This window comes from Shewanella ulleungensis, assembly GCF_014648315.1.
Classification (GTDB): domain Bacteria; phylum Pseudomonadota; class Gammaproteobacteria; order Enterobacterales; family Shewanellaceae; genus Shewanella; species Shewanella ulleungensis.
On sequence record NZ_BMQW01000014.1, the window covers coordinates 69,678 to 92,444 of the forward strand.

The window sequence follows — 22,767 nt, forward strand, 5'->3', positions numbered from 1 at the left end:
CGGCGTCAATGGACTGTTAATTGACGCGAATAAACTTACAAAGCAAGAATTAAGCCATATATGGCATTATCGAAATAGCATGCGGATTTTAATATTTTAAATCATCAGGGATAGGTTGTTTGTAAGGAATAGGTTTAGGTTTGCGCCCCTTACCTTTTTGATACTGCCGAAGTTGAAATACATAGGCTAATACCTGCGCAACAGCCGTAAATAACCCTTCGGGTACTTGTTGGTCAATCTTGGTGGTATGGTAAATAGCCCTGGCTAATGGTGGCGCAGAAACAATAGCGACGTTATGTTCACGAGCAATTTCTCGTATTTTAAACGCAACATCGTCTACGCCTTTGGCGATTAAGAATGGTGCTGAAGAACGGGTAACATCATACTTAACCGCTACAGCATAATGCTCTGGGTTAACCACAATCACATCGGCTTTGGGCACTTCGGTCATCATTCGACGCTGAGCCATTTCATGCTGCATTTGCCTAATACGACCCTTTACTTCAGGTTTACCCTCAGTGTCTTTATATTCATCTTTAACTTCTTGCTTGGTCATTTTAAGCTGTTTATTGTGGTTCCAAATCTGGAACGGTACATCAATAATCACAATCAGCAGCATTGAACTGCATAATACAATAAACATCCATACCAGCAGATCTAAAGCATGGTAAACATTACCCGGCAAATGGTCGCTAGATAACATTAAAATATCGTAAAAATAGAAGGTTAATAGAAAATATGCCGACAAAGCGACAACAGAAAACTTAGCAATACCTTTTGTTAACTCGACCAGTGCCTGGGTGCCAAACATGCGTTTAAAGCCATTCATCGGATTAAGTTTACTGCCTTTAGGCATAAATGCTTTGACTGAAAAAGACATACCACCTAAAACAATATTTCCTAAAAAAGACACAAATGCCAATAACGCAATAAAGCTTAATAATGGCCAGGCAAGCTCATTACCGACGACGCCCCAAACACGAAACATTGAATTAGTATCAAATATTTGATCGCGCTCCATGGAGAAAATTTGTTTCATCATGGTGTAAAGACTAATTGCGATAGAAGGCCCGGTCATAGCAAAACCAACGGATGCGGCCAATAACACCGCTGCGGTACCGAGTTCTTTTGAGCGGGCGACCTGTCCCTTTTCACGCGCTTGTTCAAGTCGTTTACTGGTGGGTTCTTCTGTACGTTCTTGACTACTGTCATTTTCGGCCATTTTCCCTCCTTAGAACACGATTGTTGCGTTAGTTTGACATTGAAGTTGTAACACGTCACACATCAACAACTGTGCGGCCTGCCAGACTTCATCAAAATGCGCCATGATAGGGCCAAGGGTTAGCCATAGAATCAGCAAACCGCTGACCATGGTAACGGGAAAACCAATAGAGAAAATATTTAACTGAGGTGACGCTCTTGTCATTACACCAAAAGAGAGGTTAATCAGTAATAAGGCGACAATCGCAGAAATTGACATGGTTAATGCCGCACCAAACATATAACTGCCCCATTCAGCTAACGCGCGATAATTGGCAATTGAAATACCTTGAGTTGATATAGGGATCGTTTCGAAACTGGCCACCAGCATTCTGAACATCAATAAATGGCCATCAACGGCTAAAAATATCAGGGTCGCAAGCAATAAAAAGAAATTACTCACTACAGGGGTTTGTTCACCAGAACCCGGGTCAACCATAGAGGCGAAGCCTAAACTGGTTTGCATACCAATAATTTGCCCAGTTAACACAAATGTCTGCATTACCATTAAGGTAACAAACCCCATCGACACACCGATAAGAATTTGTTGTGCAATCACAAACACTGAGCTAAAAGCCATGAGTTCAACGGCTTCAATAGGAGGCAATACCGGTGCAACGGCGACCGTAATGGCAACAGACAGCAATAAACGTACACGCGACGGTGTGGTATTAGCACCAAATACCGTCATTACCATTAACATCGATGAGATGCGAAAAAACGGCAAAAGGTATGCAGCAATTGTTTGACTGATTTCATCAAACAAAATATCCATAACTTAACCTATCACTACAGGAATGAGGTTTACCATCTCAAGGAAAAAATCCATCATGGTTTGTACTAGCCAGTGACCTAAAAACATCAGTGCAAACAAAGTCACTAAAAGACGAGGTAAAAAACTTAAGGTTTGTTCGTTAATCGAAGTTGCCGCTTGAAACACTGCCACAATCAAACCAATGAACAAACCGGGCAAAATAATCGCCGACACAATCAGCACAATGACCGATAATGCTTCTCTGAAGATATCAATTAGCGATTCTGGAGACATAAATAGGCGGCCTTATATTCCGAAGCTATTCGCTAATGTGCCCATCACTAGGCCCCAACCATCAACTAAAACAAATAACATAATCTTAAAAGGTAGCGATACAATCATAGGTGACAACATCATCATACCCATAGCCATTAAAATACTGGCGACTACTAAATCGAGCACTAAAAATGGCACAAACAACATAAAACCAATCTGAAAAGCGGTTTTAAGTTCGCTGGTAATAAACGCTGGGATCACGACGCTCATCGGCGCTTGCTCTGGAGATTGGATGTCTTTGTAGCCAGATATTTCAATAAAGGTTTGTAAGTCTGTGGTGCGAACTTGCGACAGCATAAAGGTTTTAATTGGTTCTTTTCCGACATCATATGCTTGGGTTAAGGTCATGGTTTCATTAACATACGGCTCGACCGCTTCGACATAAATCTTATCAAATACCGGCGCCATAATAAAAAAAGTCATAAATAAACTAATACCAATAAGCACTTGATTTGATGGAGTTTGCTGTAAGCCCAATGCTTGTCGTAATATAGACAATACTACAATAATACGTGTAAACGATGTCAGCATAATCACCATGGCTGGTATAAAGCTCATCGCTGTCATGAGCAACAGAATTTGTAATGTTACCGAATACTCTGTTGCCCCGTCTGCACCCGTGGTAACCGTAACCGCGGGTAAAATACCATCCTGCGCGAACGCATCAGGAGTCACTAATACCCCGACCATTGCCATAATAGCCATCACCGCCATGCTGGTGTATTTATTCATTATTGCTGTTCCTTGGCTTGTTTCAAACGGCTAGCAAACGAAGTCGCAGGCACGTCTACCGCAGTGTCTAATTTGTCGATGAGATTAATACTTTGCGGAGTAACACCGAGAAGGTATTGCTGGCCATTAACGTCAATAAGCACTACTTTTTCCCGTTGGCCAATGGGCGTCACCGCGAGTGTTTTAATGACCCCACCATTTGATGGCACAAGATTTAAACGTTTAACAATGTAAGCTAATACAAAAATAATCGCCAACACGACGATTAATCCACCCACCATATTGGCAAGCGTTGCAGTATTAGAAACATCTGAGGTGCGAGTGAGAACAGCGGTAGTTGCAGCTTTAGGCACTTCGGCATCGGTCAATGCTTGGGCCATCACACTGAGCATTGAGATCATATTTGCCACGGTCATTCCTTGTGTTGTGAACCTTTAGCAAAACCTGTACAAGGCCGGTTTTGCTCATCAAGATTATTTAAGCTTTTTAATGCGCTCTGTTTGGCTAATCACGTCAGTTAGACGAATACCAAATTTATCGTTCACGACCACCACTTCACCGTGCGCAATTAACGTACCGTTCACCATCACATCAAGCGGTTCACCGGCAACACGATCCAGTTCAACCACAGAACCTTGGTTTAACTGCAATAAATTACGAATGCTAATAAAGCTTCGGCCAACTTCCATTGAAATGGTCACCGGGATATCAAGAATCGAATCCAGTTTTGCGGCTTCTTCTTTGGTTATCGGTTTCGAGTCGTCGACTAAATCATCTAGTTCAACTTGCTGCGCTTCTTCTAATGCTTGCTCAGCCATTGCTGCAGCCCAATCGTCACCAGTATCTTCTGTACTCATTTATATCACCTTATAAATCTGAAATTTCACGAGCCTTACCTTTACGCGTAACCAGTTGGAGTTCTGATTTGACCGTTTCTGGTCGAGCTATTTTCTCGCTAATTTTTAATGCCAAATTATCGCGTGACTTACCAAGTTTACAACGATAAGTAGGCAAGTCTTCAATGCGCATCATAATATGTTCAGGCAAGTCGATAGGAATAATATCACCCGCTTTAAAGCCCATCACATCACGCAACGTCACTTCATGCTCTACGATATTGGCATCAAAACCAACTTGTACATCCATAATTTCATCACGAAGTGCTTGCGACCAACGCATGTCGGTATCTTGCTTATCACTTTGCACACCTGCATCTAGTAATTCACGGATAGGCTCAATCATCGAATACGGCATGGTAATATGGAAATCACCGCCACCACCGTCAACTTCAATGTGAAACGAGTTAATAACCACAACTTCAGTTGGACTCACAATGTTAGCCATTGCAGGGTTTACTTCCGAGTCAAGATATTCAAACTCAACATCCATTACCGGCGCCCAAGCATCTTTGTAATCTTCAAAGATGATTTTTAGTAACAACTGAACAATACGTCGTTCTGTTGGGGTGAATTCACGACCTTCAATTTTGGCATGAAAACGACCGTCACCACCAAAGAAATTATCAACCAAAATGAACACTAAACGTGCTTCCATGGTAATAAGGGCTGTGCCTTTTAAAGGACTAAAACGCACCATATTTAAACTAGTTGGTACAAATAACGTATGAACATACTCGCCAAACTTAAGCATTTGTACGCCATTAATAGATACTTCTGCAGCACGGCGCATCATATTAAACATGCTTATGCGAAGATGACGTGCAAAGCGTTCGTTAACGATTTCAAGCGTGGGCATACGACCACGTACAATACGGTCTTGAGACGAGAAATCATAAGAACGCGCATCTTCGCTATTCTCCTCAATATCGTCTTCATCAACGTCGTCTACTCCATGAAGTAGCGCATCGATTTCATCTTGGCTTAATAAATCACTCACATCGTAGCCTTAGCAGTTAATGCATTTGGTTATTGCATCACAAAACCAGTAAACAGGACTTTTTCTACCACTTTTTTGCCCGTTATGGGTTGCAGCGTATTTTGCACATTAAGTAATGCTAATTGACGAAGCTCATCTTTACCGGCTTGGGTACTGAGCTTTTGCACATCTGCACCACTAAATGTGGTCAGTAATGCATCTTCAATTAAAGGAATATGTTTCTGGGTTAGGATGCTGTCTTCATCACCGCGCACCATCAGTTGCACTTTAATCTCAACTAACCGCGCGCGATCTACACCAGGTAAGTTAAATAAAAACGGTCTTGGCATTCCCACATAATTAGCTTGAGCAGATACTACGGCCTCAGCTTCTGGCTGAGTTGCATCAGTACTTGATGCCACAGGTGCAGGCTCATCAGACCCCATAAAAAACCAGGCACCACCAGCGGCTAATAAAAGCACAACCAAACCTATACCACCAAATAACACCAGCTTATTCTTTTTTTTCCCGCCTGTAGCAGTATCTTCTAACTCTAATTCTTCAGCCATAATGGTTCCCAATAAACAATGTGACTAACTTGATGACGAGCTCAATAACCCATTGTTATTAAAAAGTCATATTATGTGTATAGGTTACCTGCTTAAGCATAATAATCTATAGCAGAATGTAAACTCCTTGATGTATTTGTCATCAAGCTGACTTCTTGTGCTGATATTTCGTCCAATTGGCTATCTGATGCCTGGCCTTGATGTTCAGATGACTCCTGTTGTTGCTCTCGGCCACTACCGCCTTGCGATACTTGGCTGTCGGTAAGTTGTAAACCTTCACTTGCAAGCATGTCACGCAAACGCGGAATGGCTTGCTCAACAAGATCACGTGTTTGCGACTGAACAACATGGAATTGCACTTGAGTTTGATCACCCTGAATTTGTATTTTTACCGTTAAATGACCTAACTCTGGTGGATCAAGGCGAATTTCAGCTTGCTGAATACCATTACTCACCATGGTGATTAACTGTTGCTTCATTACAGGCGAAAACTTTTGGATCATCTCCTGCATCTGGCTGCCCGCTTCCGCCTGTGGCCTCAACGAGAGTTGAAATTGCGGTACCTCACTCTTGTGCACAGGTGTAAAGCTACTTTGATTTTGTAAAGACTTACTATCAACCTCACTGACATCAGCAAACATATCCAGTCCGTTATTAGCAGAGTTTACGCTTACATTAGGCTCATTAGCACGCTTGGCCGCAACTGAGTCTAACACCACAGAAAACTCCGCTTTCTCTAACGTTTTTACATCTGTTGCGGTAGGTTGAATATTGCCATCTACCCGAGTTTTATCGCCTAAGATAGATTTAGCGTCTGCAGCCAACGCCGATGTCATATTCAGCTCAGATTTAGACGCGCTTAGCTCAGCGGAAAACGGTGATGCCGTATTTGCAGCAAGTGTTGCAGAATTTGGAGTTGATGCCAATTCAGCATCGATATCCGCCGCAACAACACCTGTAGTATTTGCAGTAAGTACTTTATCTATCTCGCTTTGCTGTTGAGAGTTAAGCACATTAACTGAAGCATCATCATTGATATTTAATTCTAGTTCAGCCATTGCTAAAATTGATTCATTAACAACTGGCACTTGTAAATTATAATCGCTTATTAACTCATTTAACGCTTGAGCATCTAGTGCCTGTAATTCAGTGCTAGAAAGCTTATTAAATGTCATTAAATTGGCTAATTGTTCGGAATTAAGCTCAGAGATAGCTTGTGAAGTTGAAGATGCAGGTGACACATGAATTGTCTCAGTAAATAACTCATCGACATTAAATTCACTGCTTTTACTATCTAGAGACTCTAAGTCAATTTGTTCAAATGTTAAGTCGTCTAATTTATCTCCCACTGTACTGGGTGAATTTACAATAGGTTCTAAAGTGGCACTCTTTTCTATATAAACAGCGTTCTTGTCGACATGCGGCAATTCATTTCCGTCACGAGGATGACGCTTACCCAAATTATCAGCCATAGTGAGTTGAGCAAAAATCATCTCTGCATCTGAGTTTTCATCAGAAAGTTGCTCAGCCGTTTTATTAAGTTCATTTTCGATATCGGCATCGTAAATGGGTGCTTCGACATTTGAATCAACGGCTTTAACGTTGGCGTTTTTTCTTTCTGCACTTGATTCGCTCGCCTGATTAAAAGTAGATAAGAATGATGTATTTTCAACATCTTGCATGGGGCCTTTAGCACCCACATCGGCAGATTTACTGCTGTTGCTAAGTAAGATATTGCTCATCTGCTGCATAATCGGCTCCACTTAAATTAAATCAAGTTTGGTGTAATATCATCACGAAATAAGCCAATATCAAGCATAAAATGCACTGTAACATTGGTATGTATATAGCTTCACAGTAACCAACATGGCCTTTAATTATCCATTTAGTACTGTCACTTCGCTGACGAATTGTTTTTCTATACACAAAAACAAGCAATTAAAGTGCCACTTGTTTTTAGCACGCTAATATTTGGTGCGCTAACGTTAAAAGTCTCAAGTAAAAGGCTAAAGTAAAAACAAGGTATAATACTGATAATGACAATAAACATATTGGTAGAGCAGAAGAAATAAAGGGCTAAATGTTAACCATATAATACTGCGAATCAGATGCTGAAAAATTAAATGCTGATAATTTAATTCTGATAATAAAATGCTGGCAATAAAACCTTTATAGACGCCCAGAGGACTACTTCATTTTATTACGAAAATACTGCTGCATCGCAAACTCATCCGACATTTTTTGTTCGCGTTTTGACTCGGCTAACTGCTCTTTGGTGGCTTTTTTAGCCAACAACATTTCAACCGCTTTGCGCTTTTGTTGAGTCTCCTGCCAATGGTGCTGTCGAAAACCCACTTGTTTTTCGCCGTCTTTAACCACGGCCACTTGTTGTAAAATGGCTTGATCAACCTGGCGGATAAATTGATGAAACTGATGGTATTGATTAGCACGTAATGTGGTGCCAGTGTGGCCTTCCATTTGCTTCATGTAATCTAAGCGGTAATTATTGAGCGCATCAAGCTGTCCTTGGCGCTTTTGGCGTTCAAATTGAGCCGCTTTTAATTGCAAAGCGGCTTTCTCTTCAGCGGCAACAGCTAATTTAAGCACGGTGACTAACGGATCTGTTTTAGCCATGGATTAGCCTTGGCATTGCGCGGCAATTTGCGTCAACATGAGTTTACTTTCGTCGAAACTCACGGGGTCTTTAAATCCCTGACGTAAAAAAGCATTCATTGCAGGCTGCAAGCGAATAGCATTATCAATGCGAGGATCGCTACCTTGTGAATAAGCGCCAATAGAAATCAAATCACGATTTTGCTGGTATAACGAATACATTTGTTTCACACGGCGCATGGCCTCTAAATGCTCACTACTTATCACCATTGGCGCTACACGGCTAATAGATGCTTCTACATCAATTGCAGGGTAATGCCCAGAGTCAGCCAATTGGCGAGACAACACAACGTGACCATCTAAAATTGCACGAGAAGCATCAGCAATCGGATCTTGTTGATCATCGCCTTCTGTCAATACGGTATAAAATGCAGTAATGGAACCTTGTCCTGGGCCGCCATTGCCCGCTCGTTCAACTAATCTTGGTAATTTTGCAAACACCGATGGCGGATACCCTTTGGTGGCTGGCGGTTCACCAACGGCTAAGGCAACTTCACGCTGAGCTTGGGCATAACGGGTTAAGCTGTCCATCAGCAGTAACACATCGTAGCCTAAATCACGAAAGTACTCGGCAATACGTGTCGATGTTTCACAGGCGCGTAAACGCATTAACGGTGATGTATCTGCTGGCGCGGCAACCACCACAGAACGCGCGCGGCCTTCTTCACCTAAAATCTCTTCAATAAATTCTTTAACTTCACGGCCACGTTCACCCACCAACCCAACCACAATAATGTCAGCTGTAGAACCTCGGGTCATCATGCCAAGTAGCACACTCTTACCAACACCAGAACCTGCAAACAAACCCATTCGTTGACCTTTACCGACGGTTAGCATCGAGTTAATCGCCCTTACGCCGACATCTAAAGGCTCGGTAATGGCTCTACGAGATAAAGGATTAATATTGGGTCCGTGACGAGCCGCTTGTTGATCGGTATTCAAGGGGCCTAAACCGTCTAATGGTGCACCACTGCCATCGAGCACTCGTCCAAGTAATGATAAGCCAACATTTAAGCTAGATTGCTCACCTAACGGCCTTACTCGAGCGCCGGGTAATACACCGCGCAACTCTTCAATTGGCATTAAGTACAGTAATTTGTCATCAAAGCCGACAACTTCAGCCACTAACTCGCCAACCATGGTTTCAATTGAGCACAAACTGCCTACCGGAGCACGACAACCGGTGGCTTCGAGGGTTAACCCCACAACACGCACTAATTGGCCACTGGCAACGGGACGCAGAGGCAACACTTTTTTGTGATGGACGTTAAATTTGTTCAGCAACTGCTGTTGACGCTGGCTCATCCATTGTCCTTAGCATCGACATAAACTGCACCATCGCTAGCAGCATCTGTTATCGCGCCTTGTTTCAGTGGCTCATTAGCATGTTGTTGCTCATTAATGGCAGGCGATAAAGCCGCTTTCGCATGGCTATTTTCTATATGATCGATTTGTGGAGAGTCAATTATTGAAGAGTCAATTTGTGTATGATCATCTATATCAGTGACTGTATCTGCAGATGGTGTAATCTCATCATCAACCTGATTTTTTTCAACATGAGCCGTTTCAACAGGGTTGTCTGCATCATGAGTCTGCTCAACAGCTGTTTGTGAATAAGCAGCTAAATCATCAACTTCAGAAGATTGATAATTGGGAGTGGTCACTTTTAACTGTTGGGCATTTTTAGTGAGTTGGGTAGCCTGCTCTTCAAGCTCAGTAAACACTTGCTCAATGCGTTGTTCAACCCGTAAGTCGACTGATGACCGCACGCTTTCAATCACGCAATCACCGTTTGATAATGTTGGGTCAATATCGATTTGCCATTGATTTTTTTGCAGCTGCTCTTGCGGGTAGTTTTGCGACACTATGTCGGCATCGTGCTGAGTTAAACGCAGCTTAACCCTTTGCTCTTTTAATGGCAGTGCGTCAACACCTTGACGAAGTGCAGACAAAATATGCTCAGGATGTGTTTTTAATTCATGGCCAATTACCGACTTAGCTAAGCTAATTGTCATCGCCAGTAACTCAGCTTCAATTTCAGAGTCTAACACTGCTAGCGGTTGTTCGAACTGAGTGATGAGCTGTGTCAATTGCTCAATCAATTGATTAACCGCAACCTGCCCTGCTTCTAAGCCTTGCTGTTCACCCTGAGTAAAACCTTCACTGTGGCCTTGCTCTAAGCCTTCTAAACGGCCTTGCTCTAAACCTTGTTGATAACCGTCTTGCTTGCCCTGCTCAAATCCTTCTTGTTCCGCAGCCGCGCGAATATCCTCAATTTGCGCCATGGTTGGCGGAGACATTGATTTTTCTGCAGTCACGGTTTTAGCTTGGTAAGGCTGAGACGACTTACCAAACATATTGGACGGGTCTTGGCTTTGATCTCGGGTGATATCAGGAAGCTGCCAATGACTGAATTCAACTTCATCATCGACACTGAGGACATTTTTAGACGACTTAGATTCAGACATAATCAATCACTTGTATTGTTTAGTAAATTAGCTATCGGTAATAACGGCGATCAAATGCTGCTAAGCCGTTATTGGCTATACGATTATAAGAACTCGTCTCCGCCGCCACCGCCAAGCATAATTTCACCACTGTCGCTTAAGCGACGCGCAATAGACAGAATTTCTTTTTGAGCCACTTCCACTTCACTGATACGAATTGGCCCCATAGCTTCAAGATCGTCACGTAATAATTCTGCAGCACGTTTAGACATATTACCAAGTATTTTCTCTTTCAAGGCTTCATCGGCCCCTTTCAGAGCTTTCATTAGCACATCTTGCTGTACTTCACGTAACAAGGCTTGAATACCACGGTCATCAACATCAATAAGATTTTCAAATACAAACATCATATCTTGAATTTGCTGCGCCATCTCTTCATCAGACTCACGCATGGTTTCCATGATCTGACTTTCAACACCGGTGTCGAGATAATTCATAATGTTTGCAGCCGCTTTTAAGCCGCCCATTTTCGCCGCTTGTGCACCACCTTGACCGGCAAATTGTTTCTCCATAATGTCATTCAATTCCTGCAAGGCCGCAGGCTGAACTTCTTCAAGATTAGCAATACGCATCATTAAGTCTAAACGAGTGTTTTCAGGGAACTGACTAAAAATCTCAGCCGCTTGATCGGGCTCTAAATAAGACAACACAATGGTTTGAATTTGTGGATGTTCGTTTTGAATAATGGTCGCAACTTGGCGAGCGTCCATCCATTTTAATGAGTCTAGCCCTTTAGCACCGCTGCCCATAATGATTTGTTCAATCAAATTACCGGCTTTGTCTTCGCCTAATGCGGCGGTTAATGCTTTACGCACAAACTCTTCGCTATTAAAGCCAATTGAAGAGAATTTTTGAATATCATCCAGAAATAACTTGTGCACACCAATGACTTTTTCTTGACCAAAGTCATCCATTGCAGCCATCGCCATACCCACTTTTTGCACTTGCTTAGGCTCTAGGTGCTTTAAAATTGACGCAGCATCGGCTTCGCTTAAGCTGAGTAGCAAAATAGCGGTTTTTTCAACGCCACTAAGAGACTCAGGGTCAAATGCTGCAGGTTTTGCCTTTTCTTTTTCTTTTTCATTAGCCATTGTCTTGTAACCAATTCTTAACTACTTGAGTGGAAAGCTCAGGCTCATTGGCCACGAGTGCTCTAATTGCTTTAATCATATCATCATCTTTATGCAGATTAGGTATTTGAATTGATCCATCATCTGCATAACTGTATTCGGCTTCTTTGGAATTGAGCATACCTAGAGTGTCAGCCGCATATTGATCTTCAATTTCAGCTAACTCATGACCAGGACGAGTTTCGGCAGGCATATCTGTGCCTTGCGGATTAGTAAGCTTCTTCAACATAGGACGAACCACAGCTAAAAACAACACTAAGATTAACAAAGCACCTAACCCTAATCTAATGGCGCGCCAAAACCAGGGTTGTTCCCACATGTCAGGCTCTGGTAGTGCTTCAATTAACTGATCCATAAATGGAACAGTGACAACCTCAAGCGCATCACCACGTTGAGTACTAAAACCTACTGCCCCCTCAAGTAAACGGCGGATATTCGTTAACTCTTCTTCCGTGCGAGGCACTCGAGACACTTGGCCATTTTCATCAACTTGACCCGGTTTAAAGTCAATCGCTACCGACACACTAACACGGCGCACCACACCAATTTGCTGGCGAGTGTGGCTAATCGTGGTGTCTAACTCATAGTTGCGAGTCGCCTCTTTAGACATATCACCAGAAACAGTTGACGAACTAGCCTCGCCCGCAACTTCTGGTATATCAGATTCCATTGGCGGTTGATTACTTAGTGCACCAGGGATACCGCCAGAACTTTGACCCGAAGAGTTACGCTCGATGGTCATTTCGCTACGAATAGCCGGTAAGTCAGGTGAAAAACGCTTAGCTGTTTGCTCTACCGCGGTGAAGTCCATATTGACATCCACTTGCGAGGTAAAGTTTTCTGGGCCTAAAATTGGCATTAAAATCGATTCAATTTTACGACGATATTCTGCTTCTTTTTGCTGTACTAATTCCAGTTCGCGGCGCGCTCTAGCAGATGTACCGTCCTGGCTACCTGAATTTAATAAGCGACCGTTTGAGTCGGTGACGGTAACACGAGATGGCTCAAGGCCTTGCACTGCAGAGCCAACGATATCAACAATTGCATCAATCTCTTCCTGGCCTAATCCGCCACGGCGCACGCTAACAACAACGGTTGCACTTGGCTTTGATGCATTACGGGCAAAGACGTTTTCTTTTGGTAGGGCTAAAATCACTTTAGCGCGGCTAATACTTTTAAGCTCTTCAATGGCGCGGGCTAAGTTTAGCTCCTGGCTGTGCTTCAAACGCGCTTGCTCCATACGCTGACTCACACCAAAACCACTGTCTTGACTTAAATAATCATTTGTTTGAGTGCTGCTTTCAATGCCTGCACGACTTAAGAGTAATTTCACTTCTTGATATTTGTCTTCAGGCACTTTGACAACATCAACATTAATTTGATAATCAATTTGGTTTTTATCCAGTACATCAAGTACCTGGATCATTTCAGCCGTTTCCATTTTACCCAATGGGCGATATTCCGGCTCTTGTGCCCACATCATCACAAAAACAGCCAATGCAAGACACACAGCCAAAGCCAAAATCATGATCACCTGGCGCATCATGTCAGCCCCGCCGACGCTGCCCATTAGCCCTGACTTATTCTCCTGCTGGACACCGGCGTCAACTGTTGAATCTGAACCTACCATTATGTCTGTGCTCACAATATGTACCTGCTATATGTCTGATGTTTGGAATTACCTAGCGCTTAAAACCGACAGCGACTAAACAGGCATACTCATGATTTCTTTATACGCTTCAACTAACTTATTACGCACTTGCACAGTGGCTTCAAATGCCACACCAGCTTTTTCACGGGCGATAACGGTGTCAGACAAGCTCACTGTGGTGTCGCCCATGTCTAGGCGTGAAGCTAAACTCGATGATGTTTGTTGCAGTCCATTCACACTGCCGACCGCTTGCGATAACAGCTGGCTAAAATCAGCACCTGTGGTGTTATTCACTTGCTGAGTCAAGTTAGGGGCAATTGATGAACCAATAGAAGGGGCGATTTCGCCACGAAGCGATTGCATCTCTTGTAATAATGGATTGGCGCTAATCTGCATGGTGTCACTCCCTTTCGTCGACTTTTTGACGACAACAATTATCTTATAAGGAGTTAAAGCAATATAGATGCCAAGATGCAAAACAGAAGGGACAATAACAACAAAAACAACTTACCTACAGCTATGTAGATAAGTTGCTTTTTATTTAACTTAATATTATCAGTTAATTACATTTAAAATAAATAATATTACGCTGGTAATTGAATACCCATATCGCGCATTTTAGCCATCTTGTAACGCAATGTCCGCGCACTAATGCCGAGTTTTTCAGCGACCATTTTCCGACTCCCCTGACATTGATTCAGGGTTTCTAAAATAATCACGTGCTCTTGAGCTTTAAGCTCATCGCCTAAACCATCAACATCACCAGACTTATCAACATCAAAATTATCGTTAGGTAATAGGTTTACGTCTGCAGAATCAATGATGATGTCGTTGACTCCAATATCGTCATTCACCCGTAAAATGAGTGCGCGCTGGATGACATTATCAAGCTCGCGCACGTTACCTGGCCAACGATATGTTAATAAACGTCGAGTTGCAGCATCATCAAGCTTAGGCACTGACATCATATTCAAGGCTTTGGCATGCTTAGCCAATAAATGGCGTGCAAGCGGTAAAATATCTGCAGGGCGTTGATGTAGTGCCGGCCAAGTTAACGGAAATACGTTGATGCGATAGTATAAATCTTCTCTAAACTCACCAGACGTTGCCATGGCTTTTAGATCGCGGTTTGAGGTTGCTAATACGCGTACATCTAACTTAATGGTTTTACGGCCACCTAAACGTTCAACTTCACGTTCTTGCAATACGCGTAATAACTTGGCTTGTAAACCAAGCTCCATCTCAGATATTTCATCCAGTAATAATGTGCCGCCCTGGGCCTGTTCAAATTTACCAGGGCATGCTTGATACGCGCCCGTAAACGCGCCTTTTTCGTAACCAAATAGCGTTGCTTCAAGCATGTTTTCAGGAATAGCGGCACAGTTAATCGCAATAAATGGCTGCCCATTACGTTGACTATGTTGATGGATGTAACGCGCTAAGACTTCTTTACCAGAGCCACTTGGGCCCATGATCATCACCGAGGCTTCAGACACAGCAACACGTTGGGCTAATGCCAATAACGCCAAACTTTTATCATCAGCAACCACTGGCTTATCGTGATTTTGCTTTAACGGCAAATAACGAGACACCTGGTTGAGTAACACTTCTGGCGCAAAAGGTTTGGCAAGGTAATCTACTGCGCCTAATTTCATCGCGCTGACAGCACTGTTAATCGTGGCATAAGCCGTCATCAGTAATACCGGTAATTTAGGCTGGTGTTGCTGCAAATAACTCAACAAGCCCATGCCACCAATGCCGTCCATTTGTACGTCACTGATCACCATATCAAATTGATTAGCTTTTAAAGCAATGATTGCCTCTTCAGCACTGCTAACATCAACACACTCATAATGAGCTAACAACAAGGTGTCGAGTAATGCCTCGCGCAAATCTGCATCATCTTCAACTAATAGAATATGTGCTTCAGCCATGTGTCACCTCCTGATGATGCGCTTGTTTAGCGTGTGGGAAAATCAATCGAATATGGCAACCCATACCTGGTTTGCACGATAGTTGAATATGCCCACCATGATTACGTACCACAGACTGCACCACAGCTAATCCAAGGCCTGTGCCCTGACTTTTAGTGGTAAAAAAAGGCTCTAGCACTTGCTTCTGCATTGCCGGGTCGAGCCCTTTGCCATTATCAATCACATCTAATAATAGCCCGTCAACGGTTTCACTGGCAGACACTTTAATTTTAGTCGCGCCAGCTTCAAGGCTATTCATCACTAAGTTATTCACCGCAGAACTTAACGCATTGGCATTGGCTAGCATACTGGAATGAGAGGTATCTTCAGATTCCAACTCACACTGTTTTTTATCTGCTATAGGCTCACAGTTAGCCATCACCTGGGTAATAATGTCATCCATAGTGACTGATTCAGCCATGCTATCTTGACGGCCTCTGGCCATCAATAACATGTCATTAACTTGACGCTCTAACTCGTTTAAGCGGTCAACCAACTTAGATTGAAACTTGGTTCGCGCTGCATCAGTTAATTTTGGACTAGCCAGATTTGAGGCATAAAGTAATGCGGCAGACAATGGCGTACGCACTTGATGTGCTAACGTAGCCACCATTTTGCCCAGTGATGATAAGCGCTGTAAATGAGATAAATTCTTTTGTAATAAGCGGGTTTCAGTTAAATCTGTTATTACGATTAATTGGCCTGGCTCTGGTGCTAACGGCGTAATCGCCAATTTAACCCTACGGCCATTTTTAAGCGACACTTCATGGCCATCATCGTCTTGCGGCGCAAATGCGCGATGAATAATATCAAACCAACGCGCCCCTTGTAGTGGACGACCTAATAGTTCAGTGGCAACAGGGTTTGCTAGGGTAACCACGCCATCACCATCAATAATCACCACGCCTGATGGCATAGCCTGAAGAATATGCGCCATTTGATTAGACATATTGGCAGCCTTACTTGAATAAGCACTAACAACCGGCGCAAATACCGGTGTTTTAGCATGTGCAATGCTTTGACGTATGGCACTCTCACTCGGCCGATAATCAGTATGAGCCGCAGCCTGAGCAGCTGCATAAGGTGTGGCAATAAGTGGGGTGGCAGAAAGCGATGCAGTCATCGGCAACTCAACCACCGCATAACGCGGATTTGATAACACTCGAGCTGAATACATGGCCACTCCGTCAAAAGAATTACATTTGACTAACTGGATGCATTAAGTGTGCCAAGGCGATAATCTACGATTAAGGGGGAGCGAGGTGCTAGGTTCGAGGTGCTAGGGCGGTTCTTGGGTCTAATAAATGGGAGCTAGAATCTAAGTCAACAGAAACACCTGGATCCCCGATTAAAGCACTCGAGGATGACGTGCGCGGGGGAGCAAGATGCGAGGACCTAGGTCCTAGGTCCTAAGAAATGGGCGCTAAAATCTAAGTCAATAGAAACACCTGGATCCCCGATTAAAGCACTCGAGGATGACGTGCGTGGTGGTGCAACACCTGTGTCCCGAGATCTACTATCTACTATCTACTATCTACTATCTACTATCTACTATCTACTATCTAGAATCTAGAATCTAGAATCTAGAATCTAGAATCTAGAATCTAGAAGCAAAAAACACATCTGCTGATGTGTTTTTAGATAGAATAGCTAATGACGAATCAATTCAATAATCAGCTAACGGTTATTCTTTGCTCATGCCGTATTTACGCATTTTTTCAACTAATGTGGTCCGACGAATACCGAGCATTTCTGCGGCGCGGGCGACGACATTGTCTTGTTGCTCTAATGCCTGGCGGATCATGTCAATTTCGAGCTCAGCCAGTAAATCTTTAAGGTTAACCCCTTCTGGGGGTAACTCACTCGGGAATCGAGTTTCAGGAATATCGACGGGCATCTCATCGCTAAATATCGATGCGAGCGCATCACGTTCGAGTTGCTCTTCGCTGATTTCAACGCAGTATTCTGGTACATCAATGTAACGGTATTTATGCGGTAAATCGTTTACATCAACTAAGCCGCCTGGATACAGAATCGTTAACCGTTCAACCAGATTAGACAGTTCGCGTACGTTACCAGACCAATTATGTTCTTTTAACGACTCAATGGCGCGCTGAGTAAAGCGCACTTTACCACGGCCTTCGTTAAATACTCGATTCACTAACTCGTGTAATAACAAGGGCACGTCATCACGACGCTCACTTAATGCTGGCATTTCAATTGGGAATACATTGAGGCGGTAATATAAATCTTCACGGAAATCATTTTCAGTGATCATCGTTTCTAAATCACGATGGGTTGCAGCCACAATACGCACATCTGTTGCAATAGTTTTACTGCCACCAACACGCTCAAACACGCGCTCTTGCAATACCCGTAATAACTTAACTTGCATTTGCAGGGGCATGTCGCCAATTTCATCTAAAAACAGCGTGCCGCCTTCGGCTAACTCAAATCGGCCTTTACGGGCAGATATCGCGCCTGTAAACGAGCCTTTTTCGTGGCCAAATAATTCACTTTCAAGTAATTCTGGCGGAATAGCACCACAGTTAACCGGAATAAACGGTCCATCACGACGCTCAGATAAATAGTGAATATTGCGCGCGACCACTTCTTTACCGGTACCCGACTGGCCCAGTACAAGCACGGTGGCGTCAGAGCCAGACACTTGATTAATTAAATGCCTTACGTTGGCAATGCCTTCACTGCGGCCAACTAAGCTGCGAAATAATTTGGTTTGATTACCACTGGTTAAGGTGTGTTCGCGTTTGGCCTGGCCAAAGACCTGACAAAAATGCAATAACTCGGTTAATTGTGGGTAGTTAATCGGCTCTTCTATTTGCCCCAGTACATTAGACAAATGCACCTCTGACTCACCAAGCAACAGCATAGGTTGCCAAGGTGCTATAGCGGCAATATTTTTGATGCTATCTTCGCTGATATTGTCATTAACAATCACCACGGCACGAAAACGCGATTGCTCAATTAATGGCAATAAAGATTGGTTAGAGACGATTTCGCACTGCTCACCCAAGAATTCGAAAATGCAGCACAAACGAGTCACGCGCTCTGATGGGGTACCGACAATTAAAATTCTTTGTTCTATTTGCATCATTCAGAAGGCCAAAAGCTCTTGTTATAGGTTTTATCCGGGATAATTATGCCGCAAACAGCCACATAAACCAAAGTACATTATATCAAAAATAGTAGCCAAGAAGGTCGCCAAAAAACTGACAACATTACAATATTCTATCATTATTGCTAAATCGGCACGTTAATCTGCCACTTTAAAAGCAAGGCAAACGAGGTTTCCTAATAAATATTGTATTATCAGCGTGGCATAAGCAAGCAACAGTTACATTTTATCTACATCAAGGCACATTTTTAATGAAAATGCTGTTTTTTCAGTCAGAAAATCCACGCTAAACACGATTAAGTAGCGTTGCGCTTATATGAACAACTGATACAAAATCATGACTTTGCCCAAATAGCAAAAAAGACGCTAAGCGTCTTTTTAGTTTAAATACACAATGCTGTAACGATTAACTTGCTTCAGAAGTCAGGTGATGTTGATCTTGTGGAATAGCATCCCAACCTTCTTTAATGGTTTTTAAAATCGACACAACATCATCTATAGCTTTAGGGTCATTGTTCATATTAGCTTCAGACATTCTTATTAGCATAAAATCATAAAGCTGAGTTAAGTTACCGGCAACTTCAGCTCCCGCATCCATGTTTAAACTGCCATTTAAACCGTTAACAATTCCAATAGCTTTACCTATCAGTAAACCGCGATTGGCAATATCACCTTTTTCTATTGCTAGTTTAGCTTGAGCTAAGCGCTCTAAAGCACCCGCTAATAACATTTGAATAATACGATGTGGTGTTGCTACAGCCATGTTGCTGTCAACAGAAACCTTACGATATGATTGCATTGAACCGCGCATAATTACACCTACCTATTTGAATCTATTTCTTTATATACATTAATTTGGCGTTTTGTGGTATTGCCTGCCTGCAATAAGGATTGTCTAAAATCCATTATTTTTCGGCTTCGCTTTATCAATGTCTGAGTCAAATCAAACTGTTGTTCAAGTACTTCTCTGTCAGTAAAATTTGTGTCAGACACTAGGACATGCAATAACTTTTGACGCGCCTCAATTAACACATGCAATTCTGATACCATATCCGATACAATTTCATCTTCAGCTTTAGATTTTTCAATTTTATCAATAACAAACATCAGCTTATTATTGATGTTATTAATTTCTGTCATTGAGTTTGTCAAAAAAACCTCGTATTAACACGTTAATCTATCTATTAAATGTTCTTTTTATTTAATACCCATTAGCATTCTAAAATCAAATGTAATTAGGTTAAACTTCAAATTTTAGTTGTTATTCACCAAACCTGGTAATGAATCTAAGCGAGACTGTAAATCACTAGAGGTGCTGTTTAAACTCGCTACAACCAAATCCATGGCATTATATTGTGCATAAAGACGATCGCTGTAAGCCTCCATCCGGGCTGTTAAAGCATCACGACTATCGGTTAAACGGCTCAACTGATCATCGAGAGACGAGTCTCGACTTTCCAAAAGACCACCTGATTTCACATAAATATCCATATATGAAGACATTTTACTTGCAAGGCCAGTATCTTCAGCACTAAACATTTCAGCAATAGCACCTGTATCGCTGGCAATCACTTCGGTTAACTTATCTGAATCAATTTCAAGAAGGCCTTCGCGAGTAGTTGTGATACCAAGAGTCGCTAGCATTTTGTCGCCATCAGATGTACTGTACTGACTTGTTAGCATGTTACGCATTTGACTTTGAATGCTCCGAGGCAAAGAGTCACCTTGCAAAACACCCGCTTGCTCTGTATCAGGATCATAACTTGAAAGACTTTTAATAGTACTCATTACACTATTATATGCTTCAACAAAGCCTTCAATTGCCGTTTTAGTTTTTGTTGTATCACGACTAACAGTGAGTGTCGTTGTTTTATCAATGTCTGCTGCCGTTAGTGATAGTGACACACCTGTAATAGCCTCATCGATATCATTTGATTGAGAAACAATTTTAACTCCATCAACATAAGCAATGGCATTTTTAGCAGGGGTTAATTCTGTCATGGTAAAGGTATCAGCTAAACCAGTATTACCGTCAGTATCAGTCGCTGTAACACTAATAGTATTGTCTAAACCAGTATTTTTAGAGCCTAATACCAGCTGCGGCCCTAACTCACCGTTAATAATGGTGGCGGTGACATCATCGTTATCATCTGAACTGTTAATCTTGTTCATGATTTCAGTTAAGGTGTCCGTAGCCTCTACATCAATATTAAAACTATTACTGCCAACCGCAATAGCTAACGAGCCAGTACCTATGGTGCTGGCACTGTCACCCACCACTGCAGATCCTACTTTTTGACTTTGGGCAAGTTGCTCAACTTTAACTTGATATTTCCCTGAGACGGCAGTTGAATCAACAGTAGCTGTCAAATAGTCTTTATTTGATAACGCGACCTTCTGACTGCCAAAGGTATCAGCATCCATGAGTGTAGCCAACTTATCATTAAATTCTGACATGACACTTTTTAATGAACCAATACCGGAGATTTTTGCCGTTATGGTGCCTTCACTCGCATCGAATTTGGCTATTTTACCTGCGCTTTCGGCTTCAACTAACGCGGTAACAATACCTCCAATATCTATGCCTGAACCAATGCCTACTGATGTTAATGCCATAATACCCTCAACTTACAATATACGGTTATCGATAAAACTCATTAGTGTCACGAAAACCTAAATGGCTGTAACACAAATAACATTGTAATTTGCTTTAAAACTACACTTCAGTTTTCATCAACAAACCGGTGACTTCGTTTAACTTTTTAGCAATTTCTAAGGCTTCTTCATTTGGCATTTGCCTAATCAACTCACCAGTGGTGACATCAATCACTTTTACAACTTGAATGCCTAAGTCTTCATCCACTTTAAAGGCTAAACCTTTTTGCATCATACTCATGCTTTCGGTAATGTCATTTACGGCTTTATTAAGCTCTTCTGCATCAACTTGAGTCGTCGCATTGACTTGCTCGGTGGTGCGAACACTGTCAGCGGCTTTTTGAATACCGTCACTCGAAACTGCTGCGTTCACAACACTAGGTTGCTTATCAAACTGGTTGCCCACCTGCCTATCGACGGGCCGGTTAACTGAGTGGGTCAAACCCTCTTTATGCAGATTACTGTTCGATGCTGTTACATTGACATCCATGATACACCTCAACTGACCTAATAAAACAAAGCAAATTCCACACCAGTTTACTGCTATCGTCTTAAGATTGATGTACTCAATCAGACTAATTGGGTTAAATTTTTACTTTATTCTCGTTTTTAAAACATAAAAGGGAGTATCGCAAGCGATCCTCCCTATCTGTTACCTTTACACTAGCTTATCGCTATTAATAGTCGAGACTATTATAGTTGGCCTATTATAGAAGTGATAGGGCTGTCTGAGGTATCTGGTTAGCCTGAGCAAGCATTGCTGACGATGTTTGTGACAAAATCTGTTGCTTAGTTAATTGAGCCGTTTCAGAGGCAAAGTCAACATCTTGAATTCGGCTACGCGCATCTGTCACGTTCGATTCAATATTACCTAAATTACTGATGGTAAAATTCATGCGGTTTTGAACGGCACCTAAGTCAGCACGTTGGCTATCAATATCAGCTAATGCTGCGTCAATAATAGTGATTGCATTTTGCGAGCCGGCATAATCGGTAATATCAATATCACTCACTCTGGATGTTAAGTTAGCAGAATCAGCAGCACCAACAGTGTATGATGAAGAAGCTGCTACTGCTTCAGTTAAAGCTAGAGTGTCCCCGTTATTTAATATTCCTTTTAAACTAAAGCCAGTTCCCGCAGCATCTAGTTCAGCAAATACACCCGTTGTCTGCGAGGCACCGTTTAAGGCACTGTTAATTGCATCGACTGCACCAGCTGCATCCGTAACATTTGTAAAATCAGGTTTCAGTGTTTCAGCACTTCCGCCTTCAGCGGTGTAAGCAAAAGAATATGTACCGTCTGCGATAACCGCGGTGGTTTCTGCGGCGGTATATGTACCTGCAACAGTCTTCCCTTCCTTACCTATATTATCGGCAGAAACGTCACCCAAAGTAACAGAAATCGTTTCATTGGCATTTGAACCCACCTGGAAAGATTTAGTGCCAAAATTACCATTTAATAATTTCTGACCACCAAATGATGTGGTATCGGCAATTCGAGTTAATTCAGTTTGCA

23 protein-coding genes are annotated in these 22,767 nt (G+C 42.4%); all 23 read right to left on the minus strand.

All coding sequences use genetic code 11. The features are described from left to right. Positions 1 to 88: 88 nt before the first annotated feature. Positions 89 to 1,222: a flagellar biosynthesis protein FlhB gene (gene flhB / locus IEY40_RS18655; RefSeq protein WP_188958892.1), complete on the minus strand. Its 1,134-nt coding sequence runs from the start codon at positions 1,220 to 1,222 to the stop codon at positions 89 to 91. A gap of 9 nt (positions 1,223 to 1,231) precedes the next feature. Next, complete coding sequence (gene fliR / locus IEY40_RS18660; protein WP_188958894.1) at positions 1,232 to 2,035, minus strand: flagellar biosynthetic protein FliR; 804 nt, start codon at positions 2,033 to 2,035, stop codon at positions 1,232 to 1,234. 3 nt (positions 2,036 to 2,038) lie between these two features. Then, positions 2,039 to 2,308, minus strand: a complete 270-nt coding sequence (gene fliQ / locus IEY40_RS18665; protein WP_188958896.1) for a flagellar biosynthesis protein FliQ — start codon at positions 2,306 to 2,308, stop codon at positions 2,039 to 2,041. Positions 2,309 to 2,320: 12 nt separating this feature from the next. Continuing rightward, the gene (fliP, locus tag IEY40_RS18670) at positions 2,321 to 3,064 is read right to left on the minus strand and encodes a flagellar type III secretion system pore protein FliP (protein WP_188958943.1); all 744 of its coding nucleotides are present in this window, start codon (positions 3,062 to 3,064) and stop codon (positions 2,321 to 2,323) included. Between the two features lie 17 nt (positions 3,065 to 3,081). Further along, the gene (fliO, locus tag IEY40_RS18675; protein WP_428848172.1) at positions 3,082 to 3,483 is read right to left on the minus strand and encodes a flagellar biosynthetic protein FliO; all 402 of its coding nucleotides are present in this window, start codon (positions 3,481 to 3,483) and stop codon (positions 3,082 to 3,084) included. A 72-nt stretch (positions 3,484 to 3,555) separates the two neighbouring features. Further along, a complete protein-coding gene (fliN, locus tag IEY40_RS18680) occupies positions 3,556 to 3,939 on the minus strand; it encodes a flagellar motor switch protein FliN (RefSeq protein ID WP_188958900.1) in 384 nt (127 codons plus the stop codon). A gap of 10 nt (positions 3,940 to 3,949) precedes the next feature. Continuing rightward, positions 3,950 to 4,978 carry a flagellar motor switch protein FliM gene (fliM, locus tag IEY40_RS18685; protein ID WP_188958902.1) on the minus strand — a complete coding sequence of 343 codons (1,029 nt, stop codon included), beginning with the start codon at positions 4,976 to 4,978 and terminating at the stop codon, positions 3,950 to 3,952. Between the two features lie 29 nt (positions 4,979 to 5,007). After that, complete coding sequence (gene fliL, locus IEY40_RS18690; protein ID WP_188958905.1) at positions 5,008 to 5,526, minus strand: flagellar basal body-associated protein FliL; 519 nt, start codon at positions 5,524 to 5,526, stop codon at positions 5,008 to 5,010. 92 nt (positions 5,527 to 5,618) lie between these two features. Beyond that, a complete protein-coding gene (locus IEY40_RS18695) occupies positions 5,619 to 7,277 on the minus strand; it encodes a flagellar hook-length control protein FliK (RefSeq protein WP_188958907.1) in 1,659 nt (552 codons plus the stop codon). 436 nt (positions 7,278 to 7,713) lie between these two features. Continuing rightward, complete coding sequence (gene fliJ / locus IEY40_RS18700) at positions 7,714 to 8,160, minus strand: flagellar export protein FliJ (RefSeq protein WP_188958909.1); 447 nt, start codon at positions 8,158 to 8,160, stop codon at positions 7,714 to 7,716. A gap of 3 nt (positions 8,161 to 8,163) precedes the next feature. Next, complete coding sequence (fliI, locus tag IEY40_RS18705; RefSeq protein ID WP_188958911.1) at positions 8,164 to 9,504, minus strand: flagellar protein export ATPase FliI; 1,341 nt, start codon at positions 9,502 to 9,504, stop codon at positions 8,164 to 8,166. Then, positions 9,501 to 10,667 carry a flagellar assembly protein FliH gene (gene fliH, locus IEY40_RS18710; RefSeq protein WP_188958913.1) on the minus strand — a complete coding sequence of 389 codons (1,167 nt, stop codon included), beginning with the start codon at positions 10,665 to 10,667 and terminating at the stop codon, positions 9,501 to 9,503. The genes fliI and fliH overlap by 4 nt, the downstream gene beginning before the upstream one ends. 83 nt (positions 10,668 to 10,750) lie before the next feature. Next, positions 10,751 to 11,797, minus strand: coding sequence for a flagellar motor switch protein FliG (fliG, locus tag IEY40_RS18715; protein WP_188958915.1), 1,047 nt, complete (start codon positions 11,795 to 11,797; stop codon positions 10,751 to 10,753). Then, positions 11,790 to 13,469, minus strand: a complete 1,680-nt coding sequence (fliF, locus tag IEY40_RS18720) for a flagellar basal-body MS-ring/collar protein FliF (RefSeq protein WP_188958945.1) — start codon at positions 13,467 to 13,469, stop codon at positions 11,790 to 11,792. The genes fliG and fliF overlap by 8 nt, the downstream gene beginning before the upstream one ends. A 72-nt stretch (positions 13,470 to 13,541) precedes the next feature. After that, positions 13,542 to 13,883, minus strand: coding sequence for a flagellar hook-basal body complex protein FliE (gene fliE / locus IEY40_RS18725; protein ID WP_160054603.1), 342 nt, complete (start codon positions 13,881 to 13,883; stop codon positions 13,542 to 13,544). Positions 13,884 to 14,071: 188 nt separating this feature from the next. After that, positions 14,072 to 15,421 carry a sigma-54-dependent transcriptional regulator gene (locus IEY40_RS18730; RefSeq protein ID WP_188958917.1) on the minus strand — a complete coding sequence of 450 codons (1,350 nt, stop codon included), beginning with the start codon at positions 15,419 to 15,421 and terminating at the stop codon, positions 14,072 to 14,074. Next, positions 15,414 to 16,637 carry a sensor histidine kinase gene (locus tag IEY40_RS18735; protein ID WP_229777164.1) on the minus strand — a complete coding sequence of 408 codons (1,224 nt, stop codon included), beginning with the start codon at positions 16,635 to 16,637 and terminating at the stop codon, positions 15,414 to 15,416. Before IEY40_RS18735 ends, IEY40_RS18730 begins: the two co-directional genes overlap by 8 nt. 507 nt (positions 16,638 to 17,144) lie before the next feature. After that, complete coding sequence (locus tag IEY40_RS18740; protein WP_188958919.1) at positions 17,145 to 18,575, minus strand: sigma-54 dependent transcriptional regulator; 1,431 nt, start codon at positions 18,573 to 18,575, stop codon at positions 17,145 to 17,147. A gap of 427 nt (positions 18,576 to 19,002) precedes the next feature. Continuing rightward, entirely contained in the window at positions 19,003 to 19,407 is a 405-nt protein-coding gene (gene fliS / locus IEY40_RS18745) for a flagellar export chaperone FliS (RefSeq protein WP_188958921.1), read from the minus strand. 8 nt (positions 19,408 to 19,415) lie between these two features. Beyond that, a complete protein-coding gene (locus tag IEY40_RS18750) occupies positions 19,416 to 19,736 on the minus strand; it encodes a flagella biosynthesis chaperone for FliD, FliT (protein ID WP_188958923.1) in 321 nt (106 codons plus the stop codon). Between the two features lie 114 nt (positions 19,737 to 19,850). Further along, entirely contained in the window at positions 19,851 to 21,212 is a 1,362-nt protein-coding gene (gene fliD / locus IEY40_RS18755) for a flagellar filament capping protein FliD (RefSeq protein WP_188958925.1), read from the minus strand. 100 nt (positions 21,213 to 21,312) lie between these two features. After that, positions 21,313 to 21,741 (minus strand): flagellar protein FlaG, encoded by a 429-nt coding sequence (locus tag IEY40_RS18760; protein WP_188958927.1) that lies wholly within the window; start codon positions 21,739 to 21,741, stop codon positions 21,313 to 21,315. Positions 21,742 to 21,958: 217 nt separating this feature from the next. Continuing rightward, positions 21,959 to 22,767 (minus strand): flagellin (locus IEY40_RS18765; protein WP_188958929.1); only part of this gene is annotated, 809 nt, incomplete at its 5' end.